Origin of the sequence: Pseudonocardia sp. MH-G8 (genome assembly GCF_002262885.1) — a bacterium.
GTDB lineage: Bacteria > Actinomycetota > Actinomycetes > Mycobacteriales > Pseudonocardiaceae > Pseudonocardia.
In genome coordinates, this window is record NZ_NKYF01000013.1 from 12,661 (window position 1) to 31,380 (window position 18,720).

The following is an 18,720-nucleotide window of genomic DNA, read 5'->3' on the forward strand; positions in this document are numbered from 1 at the left end:
GCGACGGCCCGCCGGGTGGGATGCGGAGCGGTTCGGAGCGCGATCCCGTCGAACCGCGTCCGGTCGTCACCGTCTGGCGTGCGCCGGCCTCCTACGGTTCCGAGTCCCCGCACGGTGCAACAGGATCACCGTGGCGGCCACGCTCTGCGTGCCCAGCCACGCCCATCCCGCGCCGGCGACACCGATCATGGGCACCAGCACGACCGTGCCGGTGATCACGGCGATGCTGGTTGCGGCGGGCAGCCCGACGAGCACGGCGGCGTTGCGGTGGATGCGCGCGGCCCACGTCGTGGAGGCGGTGATGACGTGGGGGATCGCCGACAGCGCCAGGAGCACGAGCAGGACGGAGCCCGCCTCGGCGTAGGCGGACCCGAAGAGCGAGAGCAGGGGCCGCGCCCCCACGACGATCACGACGACCGCGGGCACCAGGAGCGTCAGCGCCTTGCGCTCCATGCCCCGGCGGGCCCGTTCGGCCCGGCCCAGGTCGCCGGCCGCGTGGGTGACCATCGACTTGCCCATGCCGATCGCCACGAGGTAGAGGCCGAAACCGATCTGCCAGATGACGTTGTACGTGGCGGCGCCCTCGGCGCCGGCGAGCGCGATGACGACCAGCGGCAGCCCGAACACGGCTGCCTGCCAGAAGACGTTGCCCGCGTAGTCGGCCCGCACGAAGCCCGCGAGATCCCGGGCGGTGACCGGTTCGCCCGGACGCCCGGCTCCGGAGGTCATCGTCCGGGCCAGGAACCCGATGACCACGAGCACGACGAGCGCGGTCGCGACGACCCACGCGACCGCGATCCCCCCGGGCACGCCCAGGAGGGCCACCAGCACGAGCAGGCCGATCTTCAGCAGTGCGAACACGGCGTTCTCCACCAGCACCAGGTCGGCACGCCTGATGGCGGTGAGCGCCGCGTCCTGCAGCACGAACAGCGTCCAGATCGGCGTGCTCACCACGAAGAAGCCGACCAGCGCCGGGTAGCCGAACGCGTCGACGAGCTCCGGCGCCCAGATCCCGGCACCGGCCGCGAACGCGAGCCCGAACACCGCGCCCACCCCGGCCCCGACCGCGAAGCAGCCCATCACGAGCGCCTTGCCGCGGCCTCCGGCCACCGGCACGAATCGCAACAACGCGTTGCCGAGGTTCAGGTGCGCGGCCGAGCCGAGCAGCGTCATCGCCGCCAGGGCCGCCGACGCGACCCCGACCACGGCGTGATCGAAAAGGCGCGCGGCGAGCACCCAGAACAGGAGCCCGATGACCGACGCCACGCCCGAGCTGAGCACGAGCGCCATTCCGTCGCGGTGCTGCGGGGCCCGCCAGCCGTCGAGAACGCCGCGCGCGACCGAACGGGCGCGGCCGGTCACCGGGGCGTTCCCCGGCTGCGACGGCATGGTCGTCGTTTCTCCTCCCGCGAGGCAATGGGCGTTGCGACGGTCCTATCGCCACGCGACCGCCTCACGTTAGCCCGCGACCTCGAAAGATTTGTCACGAACCGGGCAACGGCCCTTGCCCGACCAGCCGGAAAACGGCGCCTCGGGGCCGTGTAGCGTTTCCCGTTGCTACAGCCATTGCTCCCCATCGGGTGAATCGGACAAGCGGCGCAGAGCGGCAGCCGTGCTGGGCCGCGCAGTGGCTCGTGCTCCGAGTGCCGCCGATTGGGGGACGACATGAACGGTTTCTTCGACCACGTCATCGTGGGAGGCGGTTCGGCAGGCTCCGCCCTGGCGAACCGCCTGTCGGCCGACCCGGCACGCACCGTGCTCGTCCTCGAGAGCGGGCGCCCCGACTACTCCTGGGACGTGCTGGTCCGCATGCCGGCGGGCATCGCCTTCACCCGGGGTCGCAGCTTCTACGACTGGCGCTACCGCAGCGAGCCCGAGCCGCACCTGCGCGGGCGGCGCATGAACCTGCCTGCGGGCCGCATGCTCGGCGGCACCAGCAACCTCTACGGGATGCTGTACCAGCGCGGCAACCCGATGGACTACGACGGCTGGGCCGCCGCGCCGGGTATGCAGAGCTGGGACTACGCCCACGTGCTGCCCTACTTCAAGCGCATGGAGGACGCCGAGACCCGCGGCCCGTTCCGGGGACGCGGGGGCCCGCTGACCGTGCAGAAGTCCCGGCCCAGGAACCCGCTCGAGCAGGCGTTCCTGCTCTCCGCCCAGGAGGCCGGGCACCACGCCACCGAGGACGTCAACGGCTTCCGCCAGGAGGGGTTCGGCCCCCTCGACCACAACATCCGCCGGTCCCGGCGCTGGTCGGCCACCCGCGCCTACCTCCGACCGGCGCTGCGCAGGCCCAACCTCACCGTCCGCACCGGCGTCACGGTCTCGAAGATCGTCTTCGACGGCAAGCGGGCCGTGGGCGTCGAGTACGTCGACCGGCGCGGCCGCGTGCACCAGGCGCTGAGCCGGGACACGATCCTGTGCGCCGGTGCCATCAAGAGCCCGCACCTGCTGCAGCTTTCGGGCGTCGGCGACGCCGACGCCCTGGAGTCCGTCGGGGTCCCGGTGGTCCACCACCTGCCCGGCGTCGGCGCCAACCTGCAGGACCACCTCGCCGTGCAGATCCAGCACAACTGCACGAAGCCGGTGTCGCTGCAGCCCACCGCGAACCTGAAGAACGCGCCGTGGATCGGTGCCCAGTGGCTGTTCCTGCGCAGCGGCCCCGGTGCCACCAACCACTGGGACGCGGGCGGGTTCGCCCGCAGCAACGACGGGCTCGCCTTCCCGAACCTGATGTACCAGTTCCTGGCCCTGGCTTCGAAGTCCTACCCGACCTCGCCCACCGGCCCGCACGGCTACCAGGTGCACGTCGGCGTCATGAATTCCAACTCGCGCGGCAGCATCCGGGTCACCGCCCCCACCTGGCGCACGCCGCCTGCGATCCAGTTCAACTACCTGTCCACGGAGCAGGACCGCCGCGACTGGATCGACGCCATCCGCGTCACGCGCGAAATCATGAGGCAGCCCGCGCTCGCGCGCTACGACGGCGGCGAGGCCGCGCCCGGCCCCGATGTGCAGACCGACGACCAGATCTGGGACTGGGTGGTCACGAACGCGAAGTCGGCCATGCACTACTCGGGCTCGTGCCGCATGGGCACCGGCGACGACGCCGTGGTCGACCCGGACTCGATGGGCGTGCACGGCCTCGACGGCCTGCGCGTCGTGGACGCCTCCGTGATGCCGCAGGTCACGAACGCCAACACCTACGCACCGGTGATGGTGATCGCCGAGAAGGCCGCGGACATGATCCTGGGCCGGTCCGCCCTGGAGCCGGACCGCACCGAGTTCTTCCGACACCGACCGGACAAGCGTGCAGACGTCTCCGGAGCGGAGGCGTCCGCCTAACCGGGCCGGGTCACTCCACACACCGGCTGTCCACTCCACACAAGGCGGGCCTTGTGTGGAGTGGCAGCTGGGTGTGTGCAGTGGCGCCTTACCGGGCTTACCGGGCTTACCGGGCGTCTGGTTCCAGTACCAGGAAGCCGTCGCCTGCCGGGACGAAGCCTGCCCGCTTGTAGAACGGTGCGCTGCCGGCCGTCGGGGCCAGCAGCAGGCGCCGGTAGCGGCGGGTGTGCGCGTGCTCGACCACCGCGGTGAGCAGCGCCCCGGGCACGCCGCGGTCGGCGAACGAGGCCAGCACGAAGGCGTTGCCCACGTGCCCGATCCGGCCGCCGCGCGCACCCGGCCGGGGCATGTGCACGATCTCGAGCACGTTGATCGAGCCGATCGCGGTGTAGCCGCTGCGCGGCGATCCGATCTCGGCCAGCCAGAACGTGCGGCGGGGCAGCTCCACCCGCCACCACTGCGCGAACGCGGCCTCGAAGCCGGGGTCCTCGACGGGGTGGCCCGTGCGCTCCTCCAACCACGCGCGGCGCAGCCGGGCCAGCGCGCCGACGTCGCGCTCGTCGGCGACGCGGATGGCGAGCTGCCGGGCGGAGGTGGCGCCGCTGCCGGTGCCCTCAGCCACCCGCGCCTGCGTCCCCCCGGGTCGGTGCCGTCCCTGCGCTGAGCGGGTTCACCACGGTGAGCGGCAGCAACGTCGTGCCGCTCGGGCCGACCTCGATGTCGGTGCCCGTGGTGGGGCAGACGCCGCAGTCGAAGCACGGTGTCCAGCGGCAGTCGTCCTGCTCGCGGGCGGCCAGCGCGTCCTGCCAGTCGTCCCAGAGCCAGTCGCGCTCCAGGCCGGAGTCGAGGTGGTCCCACGGGAGCACCTCGGCGCGCTCGCGCTCGCGGGTGGTGAACCACTCCAGGGACACGCCCAGCGGCTCCAGCTCGGCCGCGGACGCGTCCACCCAGCGCTGGTAGGAGAAGTGCTCGCTCCAGCCGTCGAACCGGCCGCCCTCGCGCCACACCCGCTCGATGACGCGCCCGACGCGGCGGTCGCCGCGGGCCAGCAGGCCTTCGATGAGCGAGGGCTGCCCGTCGTGGTAGCGCATGCCGACGTTGCGGCCGAGCTTGCGGTTGCTGTTGACCTTCGCCCGCAGCTTGCGCAGCCGGTCGTCGACGACGTCCGGGTGCGCCTGCGCGGCCCACTGGAACGGCGTGTGCGGCTTGGGCACGAACCCGCCGATCGAGATCGTGCACCGCACGTCGTTGCGGCCCGACGCCTCACGGCCCGCGCGGATCACGTTGTGCGCCATGTCCGCGATCTGCAGGACGTCCTCGTCCTCCTCGGTGGGCAGGCCGCACATGAAGTACAGCTTCACCTGCCGCCAGCCCTGGGCGAAGGCCTCGGAGACGGTGCGGATCAGGTCCTCCTCCGACACCATCTTGTTGATCACGCGCCGGATCCGCTCCGACCCGCCCTCGGGGGCGAACGTGAGCCCGGAGCGGCGGCCGTTGCGGGAGATCTCCTTGGCCAGGTCGATGTTGAACGCGTCTACGCGCGTGCTCGGCAGCGAGAGCGACGTGTTCGTGCCCTCGTAGCGGTCGGCGAGGCCCTTCGTGATCTCGGCGATCTCCGAGTGGTCGGCGCTGGACAGCGACAGCAGCCCGACCTCGTCGAACCCGCTCGAGCGCACCGCGGAGTCGACCATCTCGCCGATCCCCTGCAGGGAGCGCTCCCGCACCGGGCGCGTGATCATCCCGGCCTGGCAGAACCGGCAGCCGCGCGTGCAGCCGCGGAAGATCTCCACGCTGGCGCGCTCGTGCACCGTGTCGGCCAGCGGCACGAGCGGCTGCTTGGGGTAGGGCCACGCGTCCAGGTCGCTGGTGGTGCGCTTGGTGACGGTGCGCGGCACGCGCTCGTCCAGCGGCGTGACGGCCGCGATCGCGCCGTCGTCCCCGTAGCTCACGGCGTAGAGCGACGGCACGTAGCACCCGTCGACCGCGGCGAGCCGCAGCAGCAGCTCCCGGCGGCCACCGGGGCGGCCCTCGGCCTTCCAGTCGCGCACGACGTCGGTGATCTCGCCGACGACCTCCTCGCCGTCGCCGATCGCGGCGACGTCGACGAAGTCGGAGATGGGCTCCGGGTTGAACGCCGCGTGCCCGCCCGCGACCACGACCGGGTGGTCGATGTCGCGGTCGACCGCGTGCAGCGGGATGCCGGCGAGGTCGAGCGCGGTGAGCAGGTTCGTGTAGCCGAGCTCGGTGGAGAAGCTGACGCCGAGCAGGTCGAACGCGCCGAGCGGCCGGTGCGCGTCGACGGTGAACGCGGGCACGCCGTGCTCGCGCATCAACGCCTCGAGATCCGGCCAGACCGCGTAGCAGCGCTCGGCGAGCGCGTCGGGCCGCTCGTTGAGCAGCTCGTAGAGGATCATCACGCCCTGGTTGGGCAGCCCGACCTCGTACGCGTCCGGGTACATCAGCGCCCACCGCACGGCGGCCGACTCCCAGTCACCCACCTGTGCGTTCAGCTCGCCGCCGACGTACTGCACCGGCTTCGACACGCGCGGGAGCAGCGGTTCGAGGTCCGGGAAAACCGACGGTGCCGTCATGTCGGTCCAGGGTAGCCGCGCCGTCACACGCTCCGTCACACGCCCGGGTGCGAGCGTTCGCGCCGGTCCACGAGGGGCCGCCGAGGAGGGGAACCATGAGCACCATCGACACACCGGCCACGCCCACCGACCAGCAGGTCAAGGCCAGGCACCGCGCGATGTGGGCGTCGGGCGACTACCCGGCGGTGGCCCGGGAGCTGGTCCCGGAGCTGGGACCCGCGCTCGTCACCGCGTGCGGCGTGCGGCCGGGTCAGCGGGTGCTGGACGTCGGGGCGGGCACCGGCAACGCGGCGCTCGCGGCCGCCGCGGCCGGCGCCACGGTCGTGGCGTCCGACCTCACGCCCGAACTGCTGGAGGTCGGGCGGAAGCGCGCCGCCGACGCCGGCCTCGAGCTGGAGTGGAGGGAGGGCGACGCCGAGGCCCTGCCGTTCCGGACCGGCGAGTTCGACGTCGTGCTGTCGTGCATCGGCGCGATGTTCGCCCCGCACCACCAGCCGGTCGCCGACGAGCTCACGCGCGTGTGCCGCCCCGGGGGCACCATCGGGATGCTCAACTGGACGCCGACCGGTTTCGTCGGCCGGCTGCTCAAGACGATGAGCCCGTTCGCGCCGCCCCCGCCGCCCGGCGCGCAGCCGCCGCCGCTGTGGGGCAGCGCGGAGCACGTCCGGGAGCTGTTCGGCCACCGGGTCACCGACCTCGACCTGCGCACCGCGATGGTGGCCTTCGACCACTGCGGCGACCCGCTGGAGTTCCGCGAGTACTGGAAGCGCAACTACGGCCCGACGATCGCGACCTACCGCCACAACGGCGCCGACCCGGAGCGCACGGCGGCGCTCGACGCGGCGTTCCTGCAGTTCCTCACCGACTCCGACGTGGCGGGGCCCGGCGAGCGGGCGCGGTGGGAGGCCGAGTACCTGCTGGTGACGGCAGAGCGCAGCGCCTGACAGAGCGCCGGCGCTGGTCCGGGCGGGCGCTCGACCCGGGCGCCCTGCGGTGGGATGCTGACCGGTCCCTCTCCAGTGGGGACCCGCCCATGACCACCGTCGTCCGCCTGCTCGGCCCGCCGCACGCGCTGCGCTGCGGCGCAGAGCTGCCCCGGCCCCGCGGCCGCAAGCCGTGGGCGCTGCTGGCGCTCGTCATCGCCAGCAGCGGCCCGGTCCCGCGCTGCCGCGCGCAGGCCCTGCTGTTCCCCGACGCCGAGGATCCGCAGGCGGCGCTGCGGTGGGCGCTCTGCCAGGCCCGGCGGGCCACCGGCGGCGCGGTGGAGGTCGGCGGCGACCCGTTGCGCGCCCGGCTGGTCGGCGACACCTGCGTCGACGTGCTGGACGTGCTCGCCGGGCGCGTACCCGCGCACTGGGCCGTCGGAGAGGCCGGGCTCCCGCTGCTGGAGGGCGCGGAGCCCGACGTCGCCGAGTTCGGCACGTGGCTGCTCGGGCGCCGGCAGGCGGTGCAGGAGGCCGCGGCGGCGCTGTCCCGACCGTGCGCCCGGCCGTCGGCGCCTGCCGGGCGCACGGCGGTGCGCGACCTGGTGCGGCTCGGTGGGCAGGTGCTGGACAGCGGGGCCGCGGCGGACGGCGCGCGGATCCTCGCCGAAGCGGTCCGGCGGGCCCGCGGGCTCGGCGACGACGCCGTGCTGGCCGACGCGCTCGCCCACTTCGGCAGCGGTGTCGTGCACGCGGTCGCCAGCAGCCACGCGGGAGCCGCGAGGGCGCTGCGCGAAGCGGTGGCCGCGGCCACCCGGGCGGCCGAGCGCGAGACCGCGGCGCTCGCCCTGCGCGAGCTGGGGTTCGTCGCGGCGGCCGCGGGAGACCTGCCGGGCGCGCTGCGCCTGCTCGCCCGCGCGCAGGACGCCGCGCAGGGCCTGCCCGACCAGCTCGCCGGCGTGCACTACGTGCGGGGGTTCGCCCTCATCGACGCCGGCCGGTCCACGGACGCCGTCGCGGAGCTCGACGCGGCGGTGCGCCTCGCCGAGCGGGCCGACCGGCCGCGGCGGCTCGCCTCGGCGCACGCGATGCGGGCCCGAGCCCGGCTCCAGCGCGACGAGGACGACCGGGCCGCCGAGGACGTGGCCGCCGCGCACGCGCTGGTGTCGGCGCTGCACTGGACGGCGATGCGCCCATGGGTCGACGTTCTGGACGCCGAGCTCCTGCTGCGTGCCGGGCGTGCCGACGCCGCAGAGGACCTCCTGCGCGACGCGCGCACGCTCGCCGAGGTGCTGCGCGACGACTGCTGGCTCGCGCTGACGTGCCGCGGTCTGGCCGCCACGCTCGAACGGCACGGCCGGCCCGACGAGGCGGTCACCGCGCTGGCCGACACCGCCGAGACGTTCGACGCCAGCACCGACCTGTGCCGGTGGATCGACCTGACCGTGCGCGACGCGCTCTGCGCCGCCGCGCTCGAGTCGGACCCGGGATCGGTGCGGGCCCACGCGGCGCGGATGGCAGCGCTCGCGGAACGGACGGGGCTGGTCGAGTACGCCGTCCGCGCCGCGCTGCACCGGGCCCGCGCGGGCGACCGCGAGGCCGCGTCCGAGGCGCGCGCCCGGGCGGCGCAGCAGGACAACCCTGCGCTCGCCGTGCACGCGAGCCGGGCCTAGGTCCCCCCGGGTTCAGGCGCCGGCGGCGACGCCCGCCGCGCGCAGGGCCGCCCGGACGTCCTCGTGATGCACCTCGTCGAGCGGCACCAGCGGCAGCCGGATCGCCCCGTCGATGAGCCCCAGCTCCGCCAGCGCCCACTTGACCGGGATCGGGTTCGGCTCGACGAAGAGCGCGCGGTGCAGGCCTGCGATGTCGGCGTCGACGGCCGCAGCGGTCTCGCCGTCGCCCGCGATGGCGGCGGCGCACATCCGCGCCATCGCCTCGGGCACGACGTTGGCGGTCACCGAGATGTCGCCGTCGAACCCCTCGAGCATGCTGGCACGGGCCGTGGCGTCGTCACCGGAGTAGAGCGCGAAATCCGTGAGCCCGAGCGCGACGAGGTCGCGCACCCGGTCGAGATCGCCAAGCGCCTCCTTGAGGCCCACGATGTTCGGGACCTCGGCGAGCCGCTCCACGGTGGACGGCAGCATGTCGCACGCCGTACGGCCGGGGACGTTGTAGAGGATCTGCGGGAGGTCGACGGCCTCGGCAACCGCGCGGAAGTGCCGGTAGAGGCCCTCCTGCGGCGGCTTGTTGTAGTAGGGGGTGACGAGCAGCGCCGCGTCGGCGCCCGCCTGCTGCGCCGCGCGGGTCAGGTGGATGGCCTCGCCCGTGTTGTTGGCACCGGTTCCGGCGATGATCGGCACGCGACCCGCGGCCGCGTCGATCGTGCGGCGGATGACCTCGGTGTGCTCGGGGACCGACAGCGTGGAGGACTCCCCGGTCGTCCCCACCGAGACGATCGCCGAGCTCCCGGCCACGATGGTCCGTTCCACGAGCCGCTCCAGCGCCTCGTGGTCGACCGCGCCGTCGGCCCGCATGGGCGTGACCAGCGCGACGATACTTCCGGTGATCATGGGTCCTCCTGGCACGACGCGACGTGCGACGGTAGCAAGCGGCCCGAGCCGGCCTCCGCCGTCAGGGGGCCGGGCTCAGCCGAACGCCGCGCGCATCGGGTACCCCGCGGTCGTGATCCGCCGCGTCACGGACGCGAGGACGACCACGATCGCGATCGCACTCGCGACGGCCACCGCGGCGGGCGGGTCGTTCAGCGCCACGCCCACGAACCCCCAGATCACGGCCACCGCGAACGGGACGACCGCGGTACCGGCCAGCACCGCCCAGGACACGACCGCGGTGACCGCGAGCAGCACGACGACGGCCGTGACCGCGGCGAGCGGACCCGCACCCGGCAGCCCGACCCAGACACCCGTGGCCGCGGTGCCCGCGGCCGTGGCCACGCTCACCCAGCCGGCGTAGAGGGCGATGCCGGCGCGCACCGCCACCCGTTCCGGAGTTCCCTCGGCCGGCGTGCGGGAGAACCGCCCGAACGCGAGGCAGACGCTCACCAGCAGCCCGAGGATCAGGAGCTCGGCCAGCGGCAACCAACCGGCCCCGAACGACAGCACCCACCCGGCGTTGAAGACGGCCGACGCCGCGAGCCACCACCCGGTATCGCGGTGGATCGGCCGGGTGCGCTGCCCGGGCAGCGCCTGGAACGCGGCGTAGCCCAGGAACCCGGCGTAGATGGGCAACCACACGGCGAACGTCCAGCCCGCCGCGAGCAGCGGGCTCGAATACTCGCGCGCGACCGGCCCGACCGCGTCGCCTGCGACAACGGCCACCACGACCTGGACGATCGCGAGGAGCGCCACCACGACGTTCCGGACGATGTCGGCCCGGGTGGTATGCGGGGAAAGGACCGTCATGACGCCATTGTCAGCCCGGAACCGCGCCCTCAGCCACCCGAGTCCGTCCTGCCGCCCGTTCGCGTCGGCACGGTGACCCCGCGGGCGCGCCGCAGCGGCGGGTCAGGCGGAGCGGGCGCGGACGTGGGCGCGCTCGCCCTGACGGCCGAAGAGGATCAGCAGCTCCACCGGGGCGCCCCCGGCGGCGTCGAACCAGTGCGGGAGGTGGGTGTCGAACTCGGCCGCCTCGCCCGGGGTCAGGACCAGCTCCTGCTCCCCCAGCACCATCCGCAGCCGCCCGTCGAGCACGTAGAGCCACTCGTAGCCCTCGTGGGCCTGGGGATCGGGCTCCACCGGCTCCCGCCGGCCCGGGATGAGCATCTTGTAGGCCTGCACCCCGCCCGCCCGGCGGCTCAGCGGGATGAACGTCCTCCCGTTCCGGTGCACCGGACGCAGGTGCACGCGCGGGTCCCCGGTGGGCGGCGCGCCGACGAGGTCGTCGAGGGGCACCCCGTAGGCGCGGGCCAGCGGCAGCAGCAGCTCCAGGTTCGCCCGCCGCCGGCCGCTCTCCAGCCGCGACAGGGTGCTCTCGGAGATGCCCGTGGTGACCGACAGATCGGCGAGAGTGATCCCCCTGTTGCGGCGCAGCGACCGCAGTCGCGGCCCCACCGCCTCCAGCACGCCCACCAGCTCGTCCATGTCGACCATATTGCCGGTCCGGCACGGATGCGTGCCGCACCGATCGGCCACGGCGCGCGCGGGTGCGGCGGTAGGTTCTGCGCACCGACCCGGAGGGAGGGCCGTGCCGGACGCTCCGCACCCGCTGCGCCCGACGCTCGAACGGGCCGTGGCCGAGGGCATCGTCACGCGTGCACAGGCCGAGGCGATCGCCGCGCTGGAGGACGGGCCGCACACCGCGGGCCGCCGTGCCGTGGCCGCCGAGGTGCTCGGCTACCTCGGCGGCGCGCTCGCCGTGGTGGCGGCGCTCCTGCTGGGCCGCGAGGTGTGGCAGGAGCTCGGGCCCGCGGTGCGGGTGCTGCTGCTGGCCGTGGTCACCGCGGCCGTCCTCGCCTCCGGGGCCGTGCTGGGCGGGCGCAGCGGGCCTGCAGGCAGGCTGGGCGGCTTCCTGTGGGCCGTCGCCGCGCCGGCACTGGCAGGCACGGTCGGCGTCGCCGCGTCGGACGCGTTCGGCGTCGCGTTCGACGTGAGCGCGGTGCTCGCCACCGGTTCCGCGCTGGTTCTCGCGGCCGTCCTGTGGTGGCGGCGGCGCGAGGTGCTGCAGCACGTCTCCACGTTCGCGGCCGCCACCGCCACCCTGTTCGCGGTGGTCGGCCTGGTCGACGACCTCTACCGCTCCCTCGGCCCGCTCGTCTGGGTGCTGGGCCTGCTGTGGATCGCCGCCGCGGCGAGCGGGTGGGCCCGGCCCGCGCCCGCCGGCTGGGTGCTGGGGGCGCTGGCCGTGATCTCCGGGCCGCTCGGCGCGGACACTGGGCGCTCCGCGTGGGCCGTGGTCGGCGTGCTGAGCGCCGCCGCCCTGGTGGTGCTCGGTGTGCGCGGCCACCGGCAGTGGCTGCTCGCGATCGGCACGGTCGGGCTGTTCGTCGCGGTGCCGGTGGCCGTCGCCGAGATCTTCGATGCCGAGCTGGGCCCGCTGCTCGGCCTGCTCGTCGTGGGCCTCGTGCTGGTGGCCCTGGCCGTGGTCCTCACGCGCCTGCGGCGCCCGTGAGTGGATACGGGTGCCGGAGCACCCGTAGCCACTCACGGCCGTGTCACAGGTTCGGGAACCAGAGCTTGATCTCGCGGGCGGCGCTCTCGGCGGAGTCGGACCCGTGGACGAGGTTGAACTGGGTCTCCAGGCCGAAGTCGCCGCGGATGGTGCCCGGTGTGGCCTTCTCGACGGGGTCGGTGCCGCCGGCGAGCTGGCGGAACGCCGGGATCGCGCGCGGCCCCTCCACGACGGCGGCGAGCACCGGCCCGGAGGTGATGAACTCGAGCAGGTCGCCGAAGAAGGGCTTGCCGTCGTGCTCGGCGTAGTGCTGCTCGGCGAGGCTGCGCTCGACGGTGCGCAGCTCGAGCGCGACGAGGTCGAGCCCCTTGCGCTCGATGCGGGCGAGGACCTCGCCGATCAGGCGGCGCTGCACGCCGTCGGGCTTGACGAGGACGAGGGTGCGTTCAGTCACGCGGACGAGCGTATCGGCGTCTCACACGACGGCCGGTTCCAGGGCGGCTGCCGCGAACGACACGGCGAACCGCTCGCACCACACGCTCACGCCGGGCAGCTGCGCGAGGTCGACGTCACGTGGGAGGGCGTAGTTCGAGCTGCCGATGTTGCCCTTGAGGTCGCCGAGGTCGACGTACCTGCCGTCGTCGAACACGTGCCACCCGTCGCGACCCTCGATCACCGGTGCGTCGGTGATCCACACCTTCAGGGCGGGGCCGTTGCTCGTGTCCAGGTCTTCCAGCCGCAGGACCCGGGACCCGTCCGGGAGCTCGAGGACGACGACCGATCCGCTGCTCTCGTGCTCGTGGCTGATCAGCTCGCCGCGAGCGAGCACGATCGGCTCGACGGGAGGCGCCGGTGCCTCGGGAGCGGCCGGCACCGCGGGAGCAGCGGGCGCGGCGACCGGGACCGCCTCGGCCACCCGGTCGTCGACCACGAGCTTCCACGGTTGGAACAGTGCCAGCGCCACCGCGGCGAGCACCACGCCCGCGGCGGCGAAGGTCCAGGTGAGGCGAGTGCGGAGAGCCATGTCGCCAGCCTCGCGGAGAACCGGCGGGATGATCCTTACGGTTCCCGGACCTGCTGGCTCGGCAGCTCACCACGGGCCATCTTGCCGGCGAGATCCCGGCGCAGCAGCAGCAACCCGCCCCAGACCAGCGCGAACACGACGCCCATCACGCCCAGCGCCGGCACCAGCAGCCCGCAGGCGATCATCACGACCTGCAGCGCGAGCGCGAGGCCCAGGCCCCACGCGCGCCGCTGCATCCCGGCGGCCACGACCATCGCGACGGCGAGCACCGTGATCACGGTGACGCCCAGCGGGGTGGCGCCCGCGCCGAACTTCGACAGCACCAGCAGGGACAGCGCCACCACGATCGCCTCGAGGGTCAGCGTGGCGGCGAACACCCCGCGCAGACCCTTCATGGGGTCCGGAGCCGTCATGACGCAACCACGACGGCGGTCACGACGGTTCCTTCCCGAACAACGCCCGTGCCTCGCCCGCCGTGACCACCGATCCTGTGATCACGACGCCGACACCGGACTCGCCGCCTTCCTCGGCCACCTCCCGGGCCTGCTCGACGGCCTCGGAGAACGTCGGTTCCACGCTCACCCGCCCGGAGCCGAACACCTCGGCGGCGAGCGCGCCGAGCTCGTCGGCGTTCATCGCACGGGGCGAGGCGCTCGCGGTGACGACGACCTCCTGCAGCACCGGCTCCAGCTCGGTGAGGATGCCGCGGGCGTCCTTGTCGCGCAGCACGCCGAGCACCCCGACCAGCCGGGCGAAACGGAACTCGGTGGTGAGCGCCTCGGCGAGCGCGCGGGCGCCGGCGGGGTTGTGGGCGGCGTCGGCGAGCACGGTGGGCACGCCCTGGCCTGCCGCGAGCCGCTCCAGCCGCCCGGGCGATGAGACGCCGGCGAACGCCGCGCGGACGACGTCGGCGTCGAGGGGTTGCTTCGGGCCGGCACCGACGAGCGCCTCCGCCGCGGCGAGTGCGAGCGCGGCGTTGTTGGCCTGGTGCTCGCCGTGCAGGGGCAGGAAGATGTCGTCGTAGGTGCCGCCGAGGCCCTGCAGCGTCAGGCGCTGGCCGCCCACCGCGATCTCCCGCTCGCGGACGCCGAACTCCACGCCCTCCCGCGCCACCTGCGCGTCGACCTCCGCGCAGCGCTCCAGCAGCACGTCGGCCACGGGCTTGTCCTGCGCCGCCAGCACGGCCACGGCCCCGGGCTTGATGATCCCGCTCTTTTCCCGGGCGATGCCGACGAGGTCCGTGCCGAGGTACTCGGCGTGGTCGAGCCCGATCGGGGTGACCACCGCGACCGTGCCGTCGACGACGTTGGTGGCGTCCCAGCGCCCGCCCAGGCCGACCTCCACCACCCCGGCCTCCACCGGCGCGTCCGCGAAGGCCGCGAAGCCCATTGCGGTGAGCACCTCGAACTTCGAGAGGGGGGTGCCCTCCTTCGCGTCGATCAGGTCGACGAACGGCGCGACGTCGCGGTAGACCTGCACGTAGCGTTCGGGCGTGACCGGCCGGTTGTCGATGTTGATCCGCTCGGTGGCGCGCTGCAGGTGCGGGCTGGTGTAGCGCCCGGTGCGCAGGCCCACCTCGGTGAGCAGGGCGTCGATCATCCGCGCGGTGGAGGTCTTGCCGTTCGTGCCGGTGAGGTGCACGACCGGGTAGCCGCGGTGCGGCTCGCCGAGCACGTCCACGAGCGCGCTGATCCGCTCGAGGGAGGGCTCCATGACCGTCTCGGGCCAGCGCCGGTCGAGCTCGGCCTCCACGGCCAGGAACTCCGCGTAGCCGGCCGTGGAGGACTGCGCGGGCACCACGTCGGGGGTGTCGCCGCCGCGGATGGCGTCGAGGACGTGCGAGAGCACGGCGTCCTCCGCGGTGGGGACCTCGCCCTCACCTTCGGGGCGCTCGTCGGGCTCTGTCACGCACCCGAGTCTACGAGCCACTACGCGGGCAAACGCCTCGACCGCCCTGGCTACCGTGGGCCCATGACACCGCCCGTTCCCTCCCTGCCGGAACGGCCCACGATCGACGGCCTCGAGCCGGTGTGGGCCTCCCGATGGGACGAGCGCGGTGTGCACCGGTTCGACCGCACCCGGCCGCGCGAGGACGTCTACGCCATCGACACCCCGCCGCCGACGGTGAGCGGGTCGCTGCACGTCGGGCACGTGTTCTCCTACACCCACACCGATGTCGTGGCCCGCTACCAGCGGATGCGCGGGCGCGCGGTGTTCTACCCGATGGGCTGGGACGACAACGGCCTGCCCACCGAGCGTCGGGTGCAGAACCACTTCGGCGTCCGCTGCGACCCCGCACTCCCCTACGACGCCGCCTTCGAGCCTCCCGAGAAGCCGGGCGATCGCCAGATCCCGGTGTCGCGGCGGAACTTCATCGCGCTCTGCGAACGCCTCACCGAGACCGACGAGGTGGCGTTCGAGGAGCTCTGGCGCCGCCTGGGGCTGTCGGTCGACTGGTCGCTGACCTACCGCACGATCGGCACCCGGGCCCGGGTGGCGGCGCAGCGGGCGTTCCTGCGGGGGCTCGCGCGCGGCGAGGCCTACCTGGCCGAGGCGCCGACGCTGTGGGACGTCACGTTCCGCACGGCCGTGGCCCAGGCGGAGCTGGAGGACCGGGAACGCCCGGCGGCGTTCCACCGGCTGCTGTTCACCCGCGCCGACGGCACCGACCTGGAAATCGCCACCACCCGTCCGGAGCTACTGCCGGCCTGCGTCGCGCTCGTCGCCCACCCCGACGACGCGCGCTACCGCGACCTGATCGGCACGCGGGCGCGCACGCCCGTCTTCGGGGCGGACGTGCCGGTGCTCGCCCACCGGGCCGCCGACCCGGAGAAGGGCACCGGCATCGCGATGGTCTGCACGTTCGGCGACACGACCGACGTGCTGTGGTGGCGCGAGCTGGCGTTGCCCACGCGCACGGTCGTCGGGCGCGACGGCCGGTTCGTCGCGGACGCGCCCGACGGTGTGGACGCGGAGCCGTACGCGCAGCTCGCCGGCACCACGCCGCACACAGCCCGGGAACGCGTGGTCGCGCTGCTGCGCGCGCAGGGCAGGCTGGTCGGCGAGCCGGAGCGGATCACGCACGCGGTGAAGTTCTACGAGAAGGGCGACAAGCCGCTCGAGATCGTCACCACGCGGCAGTGGTACCTGCGCAACGGCGGCCGCAACGCCGACCTGCGCACGGCGCTGCTGGGGCGTGGCCGTGAGCTGGGCTGGCACCCGGCCCACATGCGCGCCCGCTACGACAACTGGGTCGAGGGCCTCAACGGCGACTGGCTGGTCAGCCGGCAGCGGTTCTTCGGCGTGCCGTTCCCCGTCTGGTACCCGCTCGACGAGCACGGCGAGCCCGTGCACGACCGCCCGATCGTCGCCGACGAGGCGGCGCTGCCGGTCGACCCGAGCACCGACGCCCCGCCCGGGTACGCCGAGGACCGGCGCGGGGTGCCGGGCGGTTTCGCGGGCGACCCCGACGTGATGGACACGTGGGCCACCTCGTCGCTCACGCCGCAGATCGCGGGCGGCTGGTGCGCCGACGACGACCTGTTCGACCGGGTCTTCCCGTTCGCCCTGCGCCCGCAGGCCCACGACATCATCCGCACCTGGCTGTTCTCCACCGTCGTGCGCTCCCACCTCGAGCACGGGGAGCTGCCGTGGCGGCAGGTCGCGCTCTCGGGGTGGATCCTCGACCCCGACCGCAAGAAGATGTCGAAGTCCAAGGGCAACGTCGTCACGCCGATGGCGCTGCTGGAGCAGTACGGCTCCGACGCCGTCCGGTACTGGGCGGCGAGCGCCCGCCCCGGCACCGACACCGCGTTCGACCCGGGCCAGATGAAGATCGGCCGCCGGCTCGCGATCAAGATCCTCAACGCGAGCCGCTTCGCGCTCTCGACGGGGATCGCGGACGGGCCCGTCACGGCGCCGCTGGACCGCGCCCTGCTCGCGGAACTGGCCACCGTCGTCGATGCCACCACCGCCGCGTTGGACGAGCTCGACCACGCCCGCGCGCTGGAGGTCACCGAACGGTTCTTCTGGCACTTCTGCGACGACCACCTGGAGCTGGTGAAGTCCCGCGCCTACGGCGAGCACGGCGCCGAGGCCGCCGCGTCGGCCCGGGCAGGCCTGACCACGGCCCTGTCGGTGCTGCTGCGGCTCTTCGCCCCGGTGCTGCCCTTCGTCACCGAGGAGGTGTGGTCGTGGTGGCAGGAGGGCTCGGTCCACCTGGCACCCTGGCCCGACGCCGCCGCCCTGCGCCGCAACGGCGGTGACCCAGAGGTCCTCACCGCGGCCACCGCGGTGCTCACCGCCGTGCGGCGGGCGAAGTCCGAGGCCAAGGTCTCGATGCGCGCGGACGTCCGGCGCGCGGCCGTGACGGCCGACCCCACCGTCCTCGCCCGGCTCACCCTCGCCGAGACCGACCTCCGCGCGGCCGGCCACATCCAGGAGCTGGAGCTGCAGGAACGCCGCAGCGCCCCACTGGAGGTCCAGGTCACCCTCTGAGCAGCTCCCCGGGCGCAACGAACGGCACGTTCGCCCGCTCACGGCCACGCGCGTCCACCGGGCCACGTCGCGACCAACCCGCCGACACTCCGCCCGCACCACCCCGTCGACGGCGCGGCGCGAATCCAGGTGCGCGGCGGGACGCCGGCGGGCGCGAGCACCCTCGACCTGGCGCGCCCCGCCGTCGCTGTTCCCCGTGACCCTGCCTCGTAGGCCGGGTTGCGGTGGGCGCGCCGTTCCCGGCTCGACGCCTCCTGCCCCACCCCCGTATCCGGGTCTCACTCGCAGTGGGTCCGGTGCCGAGCCCGACCTCCCGCGCCGAGGGCGGCCGGGTTGGGCACAAACCACGAATATCGTGGTCGTCCGGGCGGCCGTCCCCGGCGCGGGCCCAGGCCTGTCCACGACGAGCCCGTCGCGGCCGGGTGCCCGCGCAACTGGCTGTGGTGCCGTTCCGAAACCCCTCCGAAACGGCCTTGATCAGCGAACGAGGGACATGAGCCGCACCCCTGCAGCTAATGTCCCGATCCTGCCGATCATGAGGTGGGACACGCCTCGAACCGGCCCGATGATCATCGTGAGGGGGTGGATCGGGACCACCGCAAGGTGCGCGAGCACGCAGCAGGGACGGTCTCGTCCCGACAGGCCTGGGCCCGCGTCGGGGACGGCCGCCCACCCAGCCCCGATACTCGGCAGTTCTGCCAACCCGGCCACCCCGTCGACGGGCAGGAGCCAGGGGGAACCCGGCCGACTGCGCGGAAGGCCAGGGCCGGGGTGTGGGGCAGTGGTCGCGAGCCGGGGACGGCGCGCCACAGGAGATTCCACGACGACGTAGACGTGAGCGGGGTTGGATCTTTCCTGAACCCCGCTCACGTCTACATCGTCATGGAGAGGACGGCTTTGATCAGCGAAAGTGGCGATCATGACGGCGAGCCGGCGCGCGAGCCGCACGTGAGCGCGGTCGCGAGGGCTCTGACGTACGACTCGCATCCGCGCCAGGGGATCGACGAGCACCGATCGTCCGGTCTGGAGCGCTGATCGTTCCGAGATCGAGCTGATCGCCCTCGGCAGGGCGCTGAGGTCGACCTCAGACCGATCATGGGGCGGTGATCGATCCGAGATCGAGCCGACCGCCCTCGACGGGGCGATCAGCCGGACCTCGGAACGATCTTGGCCGACTCGCTCGCCGTCGCGGCCGAGGGAGGGACGCGCG

Annotated in this window: 15 protein-coding genes; 5 read left to right on the plus strand and 10 right to left on the minus strand. The window is 73.8% G+C overall.

Going from position 1 to position 18,720, the window contains the following annotated elements; all coding sequences use genetic code 11:
• Positions 1-66 precede the first annotated feature (66 nt).
• Positions 67-1,389 carry a lipopolysaccharide biosynthesis protein gene (locus CFP66_RS25920; RefSeq protein WP_094927791.1) on the minus strand — a complete coding sequence of 441 codons (1,323 nt, stop codon included), beginning with the start codon at positions 1,387-1,389 and terminating at the stop codon, positions 67-69.
• Between the two features lie 276 nt (positions 1,390-1,665).
• Here CFP66_RS25920 and CFP66_RS25925 point away from each other — a divergent pair, with 276 nt between their 5' ends.
• Positions 1,666-3,348, plus strand: coding sequence for a choline dehydrogenase (locus CFP66_RS25925; protein WP_094927792.1), 1,683 nt, complete (start codon positions 1,666-1,668; stop codon positions 3,346-3,348).
• A 106-nt stretch (positions 3,349-3,454) separates the two neighbouring features.
• Here CFP66_RS25925 and CFP66_RS25930 read toward each other — a convergent pair whose 3' ends face one another.
• Entirely contained in the window at positions 3,455-3,970 is a 516-nt protein-coding gene (locus CFP66_RS25930; RefSeq protein ID WP_094927793.1) for a GNAT family N-acetyltransferase, read from the minus strand.
• On the minus strand, positions 3,963-5,939 hold the full coding sequence (locus CFP66_RS25935; protein ID WP_094927794.1) for a TIGR03960 family B12-binding radical SAM protein: 1,977 nt from the start codon (positions 5,937-5,939) through the stop codon (positions 3,963-3,965). The genes CFP66_RS25930 and CFP66_RS25935 overlap by 8 nt, the downstream gene beginning before the upstream one ends.
• A 95-nt stretch (positions 5,940-6,034) precedes the next feature.
• Between CFP66_RS25935 and CFP66_RS25940 the strand changes: the two genes are divergently transcribed.
• Positions 6,035-6,883, plus strand: coding sequence for a class I SAM-dependent methyltransferase (locus tag CFP66_RS25940; protein WP_094927795.1), 849 nt, complete (start codon positions 6,035-6,037; stop codon positions 6,881-6,883).
• A gap of 89 nt (positions 6,884-6,972) precedes the next feature.
• On the plus strand, positions 6,973-8,535 hold the full coding sequence (locus tag CFP66_RS25945; RefSeq protein ID WP_094927796.1) for a hypothetical protein: 1,563 nt from the start codon (positions 6,973-6,975) through the stop codon (positions 8,533-8,535).
• 12 nt (positions 8,536-8,547) lie between these two features.
• On the opposite strand, the gene dapA is transcribed toward CFP66_RS25945, so the two are convergent.
• The 3 genes from dapA to CFP66_RS25960 form a co-directional block, all read right to left on the minus strand.
• Positions 8,548-9,432 (minus strand): 4-hydroxy-tetrahydrodipicolinate synthase, encoded by an 885-nt coding sequence (dapA, locus tag CFP66_RS25950; protein ID WP_094927797.1) that lies wholly within the window; start codon positions 9,430-9,432, stop codon positions 8,548-8,550.
• Positions 9,433-9,507: 75 nt separating this feature from the next.
• Complete coding sequence (locus CFP66_RS25955) at positions 9,508-10,284, minus strand: hypothetical protein (RefSeq protein ID WP_094927798.1); 777 nt, start codon at positions 10,282-10,284, stop codon at positions 9,508-9,510.
• Positions 10,285-10,386: 102 nt separating this feature from the next.
• Complete coding sequence (locus CFP66_RS25960) at positions 10,387-10,962, minus strand: helix-turn-helix domain-containing protein (protein ID WP_094927799.1); 576 nt, start codon at positions 10,960-10,962, stop codon at positions 10,387-10,389.
• 103 nt (positions 10,963-11,065) lie between these two features.
• On the opposite strand from CFP66_RS25960, the gene CFP66_RS25965 reads away from it, so the two are divergent.
• Positions 11,066-11,989, plus strand: a complete 924-nt coding sequence (locus CFP66_RS25965; protein ID WP_158228216.1) for a DUF2157 domain-containing protein — start codon at positions 11,066-11,068, stop codon at positions 11,987-11,989.
• 43 nt (positions 11,990-12,032) lie between these two features.
• Here the strand turns inward: CFP66_RS25965 and ndk are convergent, their stop codons facing one another.
• Genes ndk through CFP66_RS25985 form a run of 4 tightly spaced genes read right to left on the minus strand, consistent with a single transcriptional unit; the run spans position 12,033 to position 14,921 of the window.
• The gene (gene ndk, locus CFP66_RS25970; RefSeq protein WP_094927801.1) at positions 12,033-12,443 is read right to left on the minus strand and encodes a nucleoside-diphosphate kinase; all 411 of its coding nucleotides are present in this window, start codon (positions 12,441-12,443) and stop codon (positions 12,033-12,035) included.
• Positions 12,444-12,464: 21 nt separating this feature from the next.
• Positions 12,465-13,013 (minus strand): DM13 domain-containing protein, encoded by a 549-nt coding sequence (locus CFP66_RS25975; protein WP_094927802.1) that lies wholly within the window; start codon positions 13,011-13,013, stop codon positions 12,465-12,467.
• 35 nt (positions 13,014-13,048) lie between these two features.
• Positions 13,049-13,426 (minus strand): DUF4233 domain-containing protein, encoded by a 378-nt coding sequence (locus CFP66_RS25980; RefSeq protein ID WP_094927803.1) that lies wholly within the window; start codon positions 13,424-13,426, stop codon positions 13,049-13,051.
• Positions 13,427-13,445: 19 nt separating this feature from the next.
• Positions 13,446-14,921, minus strand: a complete 1,476-nt coding sequence (locus CFP66_RS25985) for a folylpolyglutamate synthase/dihydrofolate synthase family protein (RefSeq protein WP_369805158.1) — start codon at positions 14,919-14,921, stop codon at positions 13,446-13,448.
• 63 nt (positions 14,922-14,984) lie between these two features.
• Between CFP66_RS25985 and valS the strand changes: the two genes are divergently transcribed.
• Positions 14,985-17,510: a valine--tRNA ligase gene (gene valS / locus CFP66_RS25990; protein ID WP_094927804.1), complete on the plus strand. Its 2,526-nt coding sequence runs from the start codon at positions 14,985-14,987 to the stop codon at positions 17,508-17,510.
• Positions 17,511-18,720 lie beyond the last annotated feature (1,210 nt).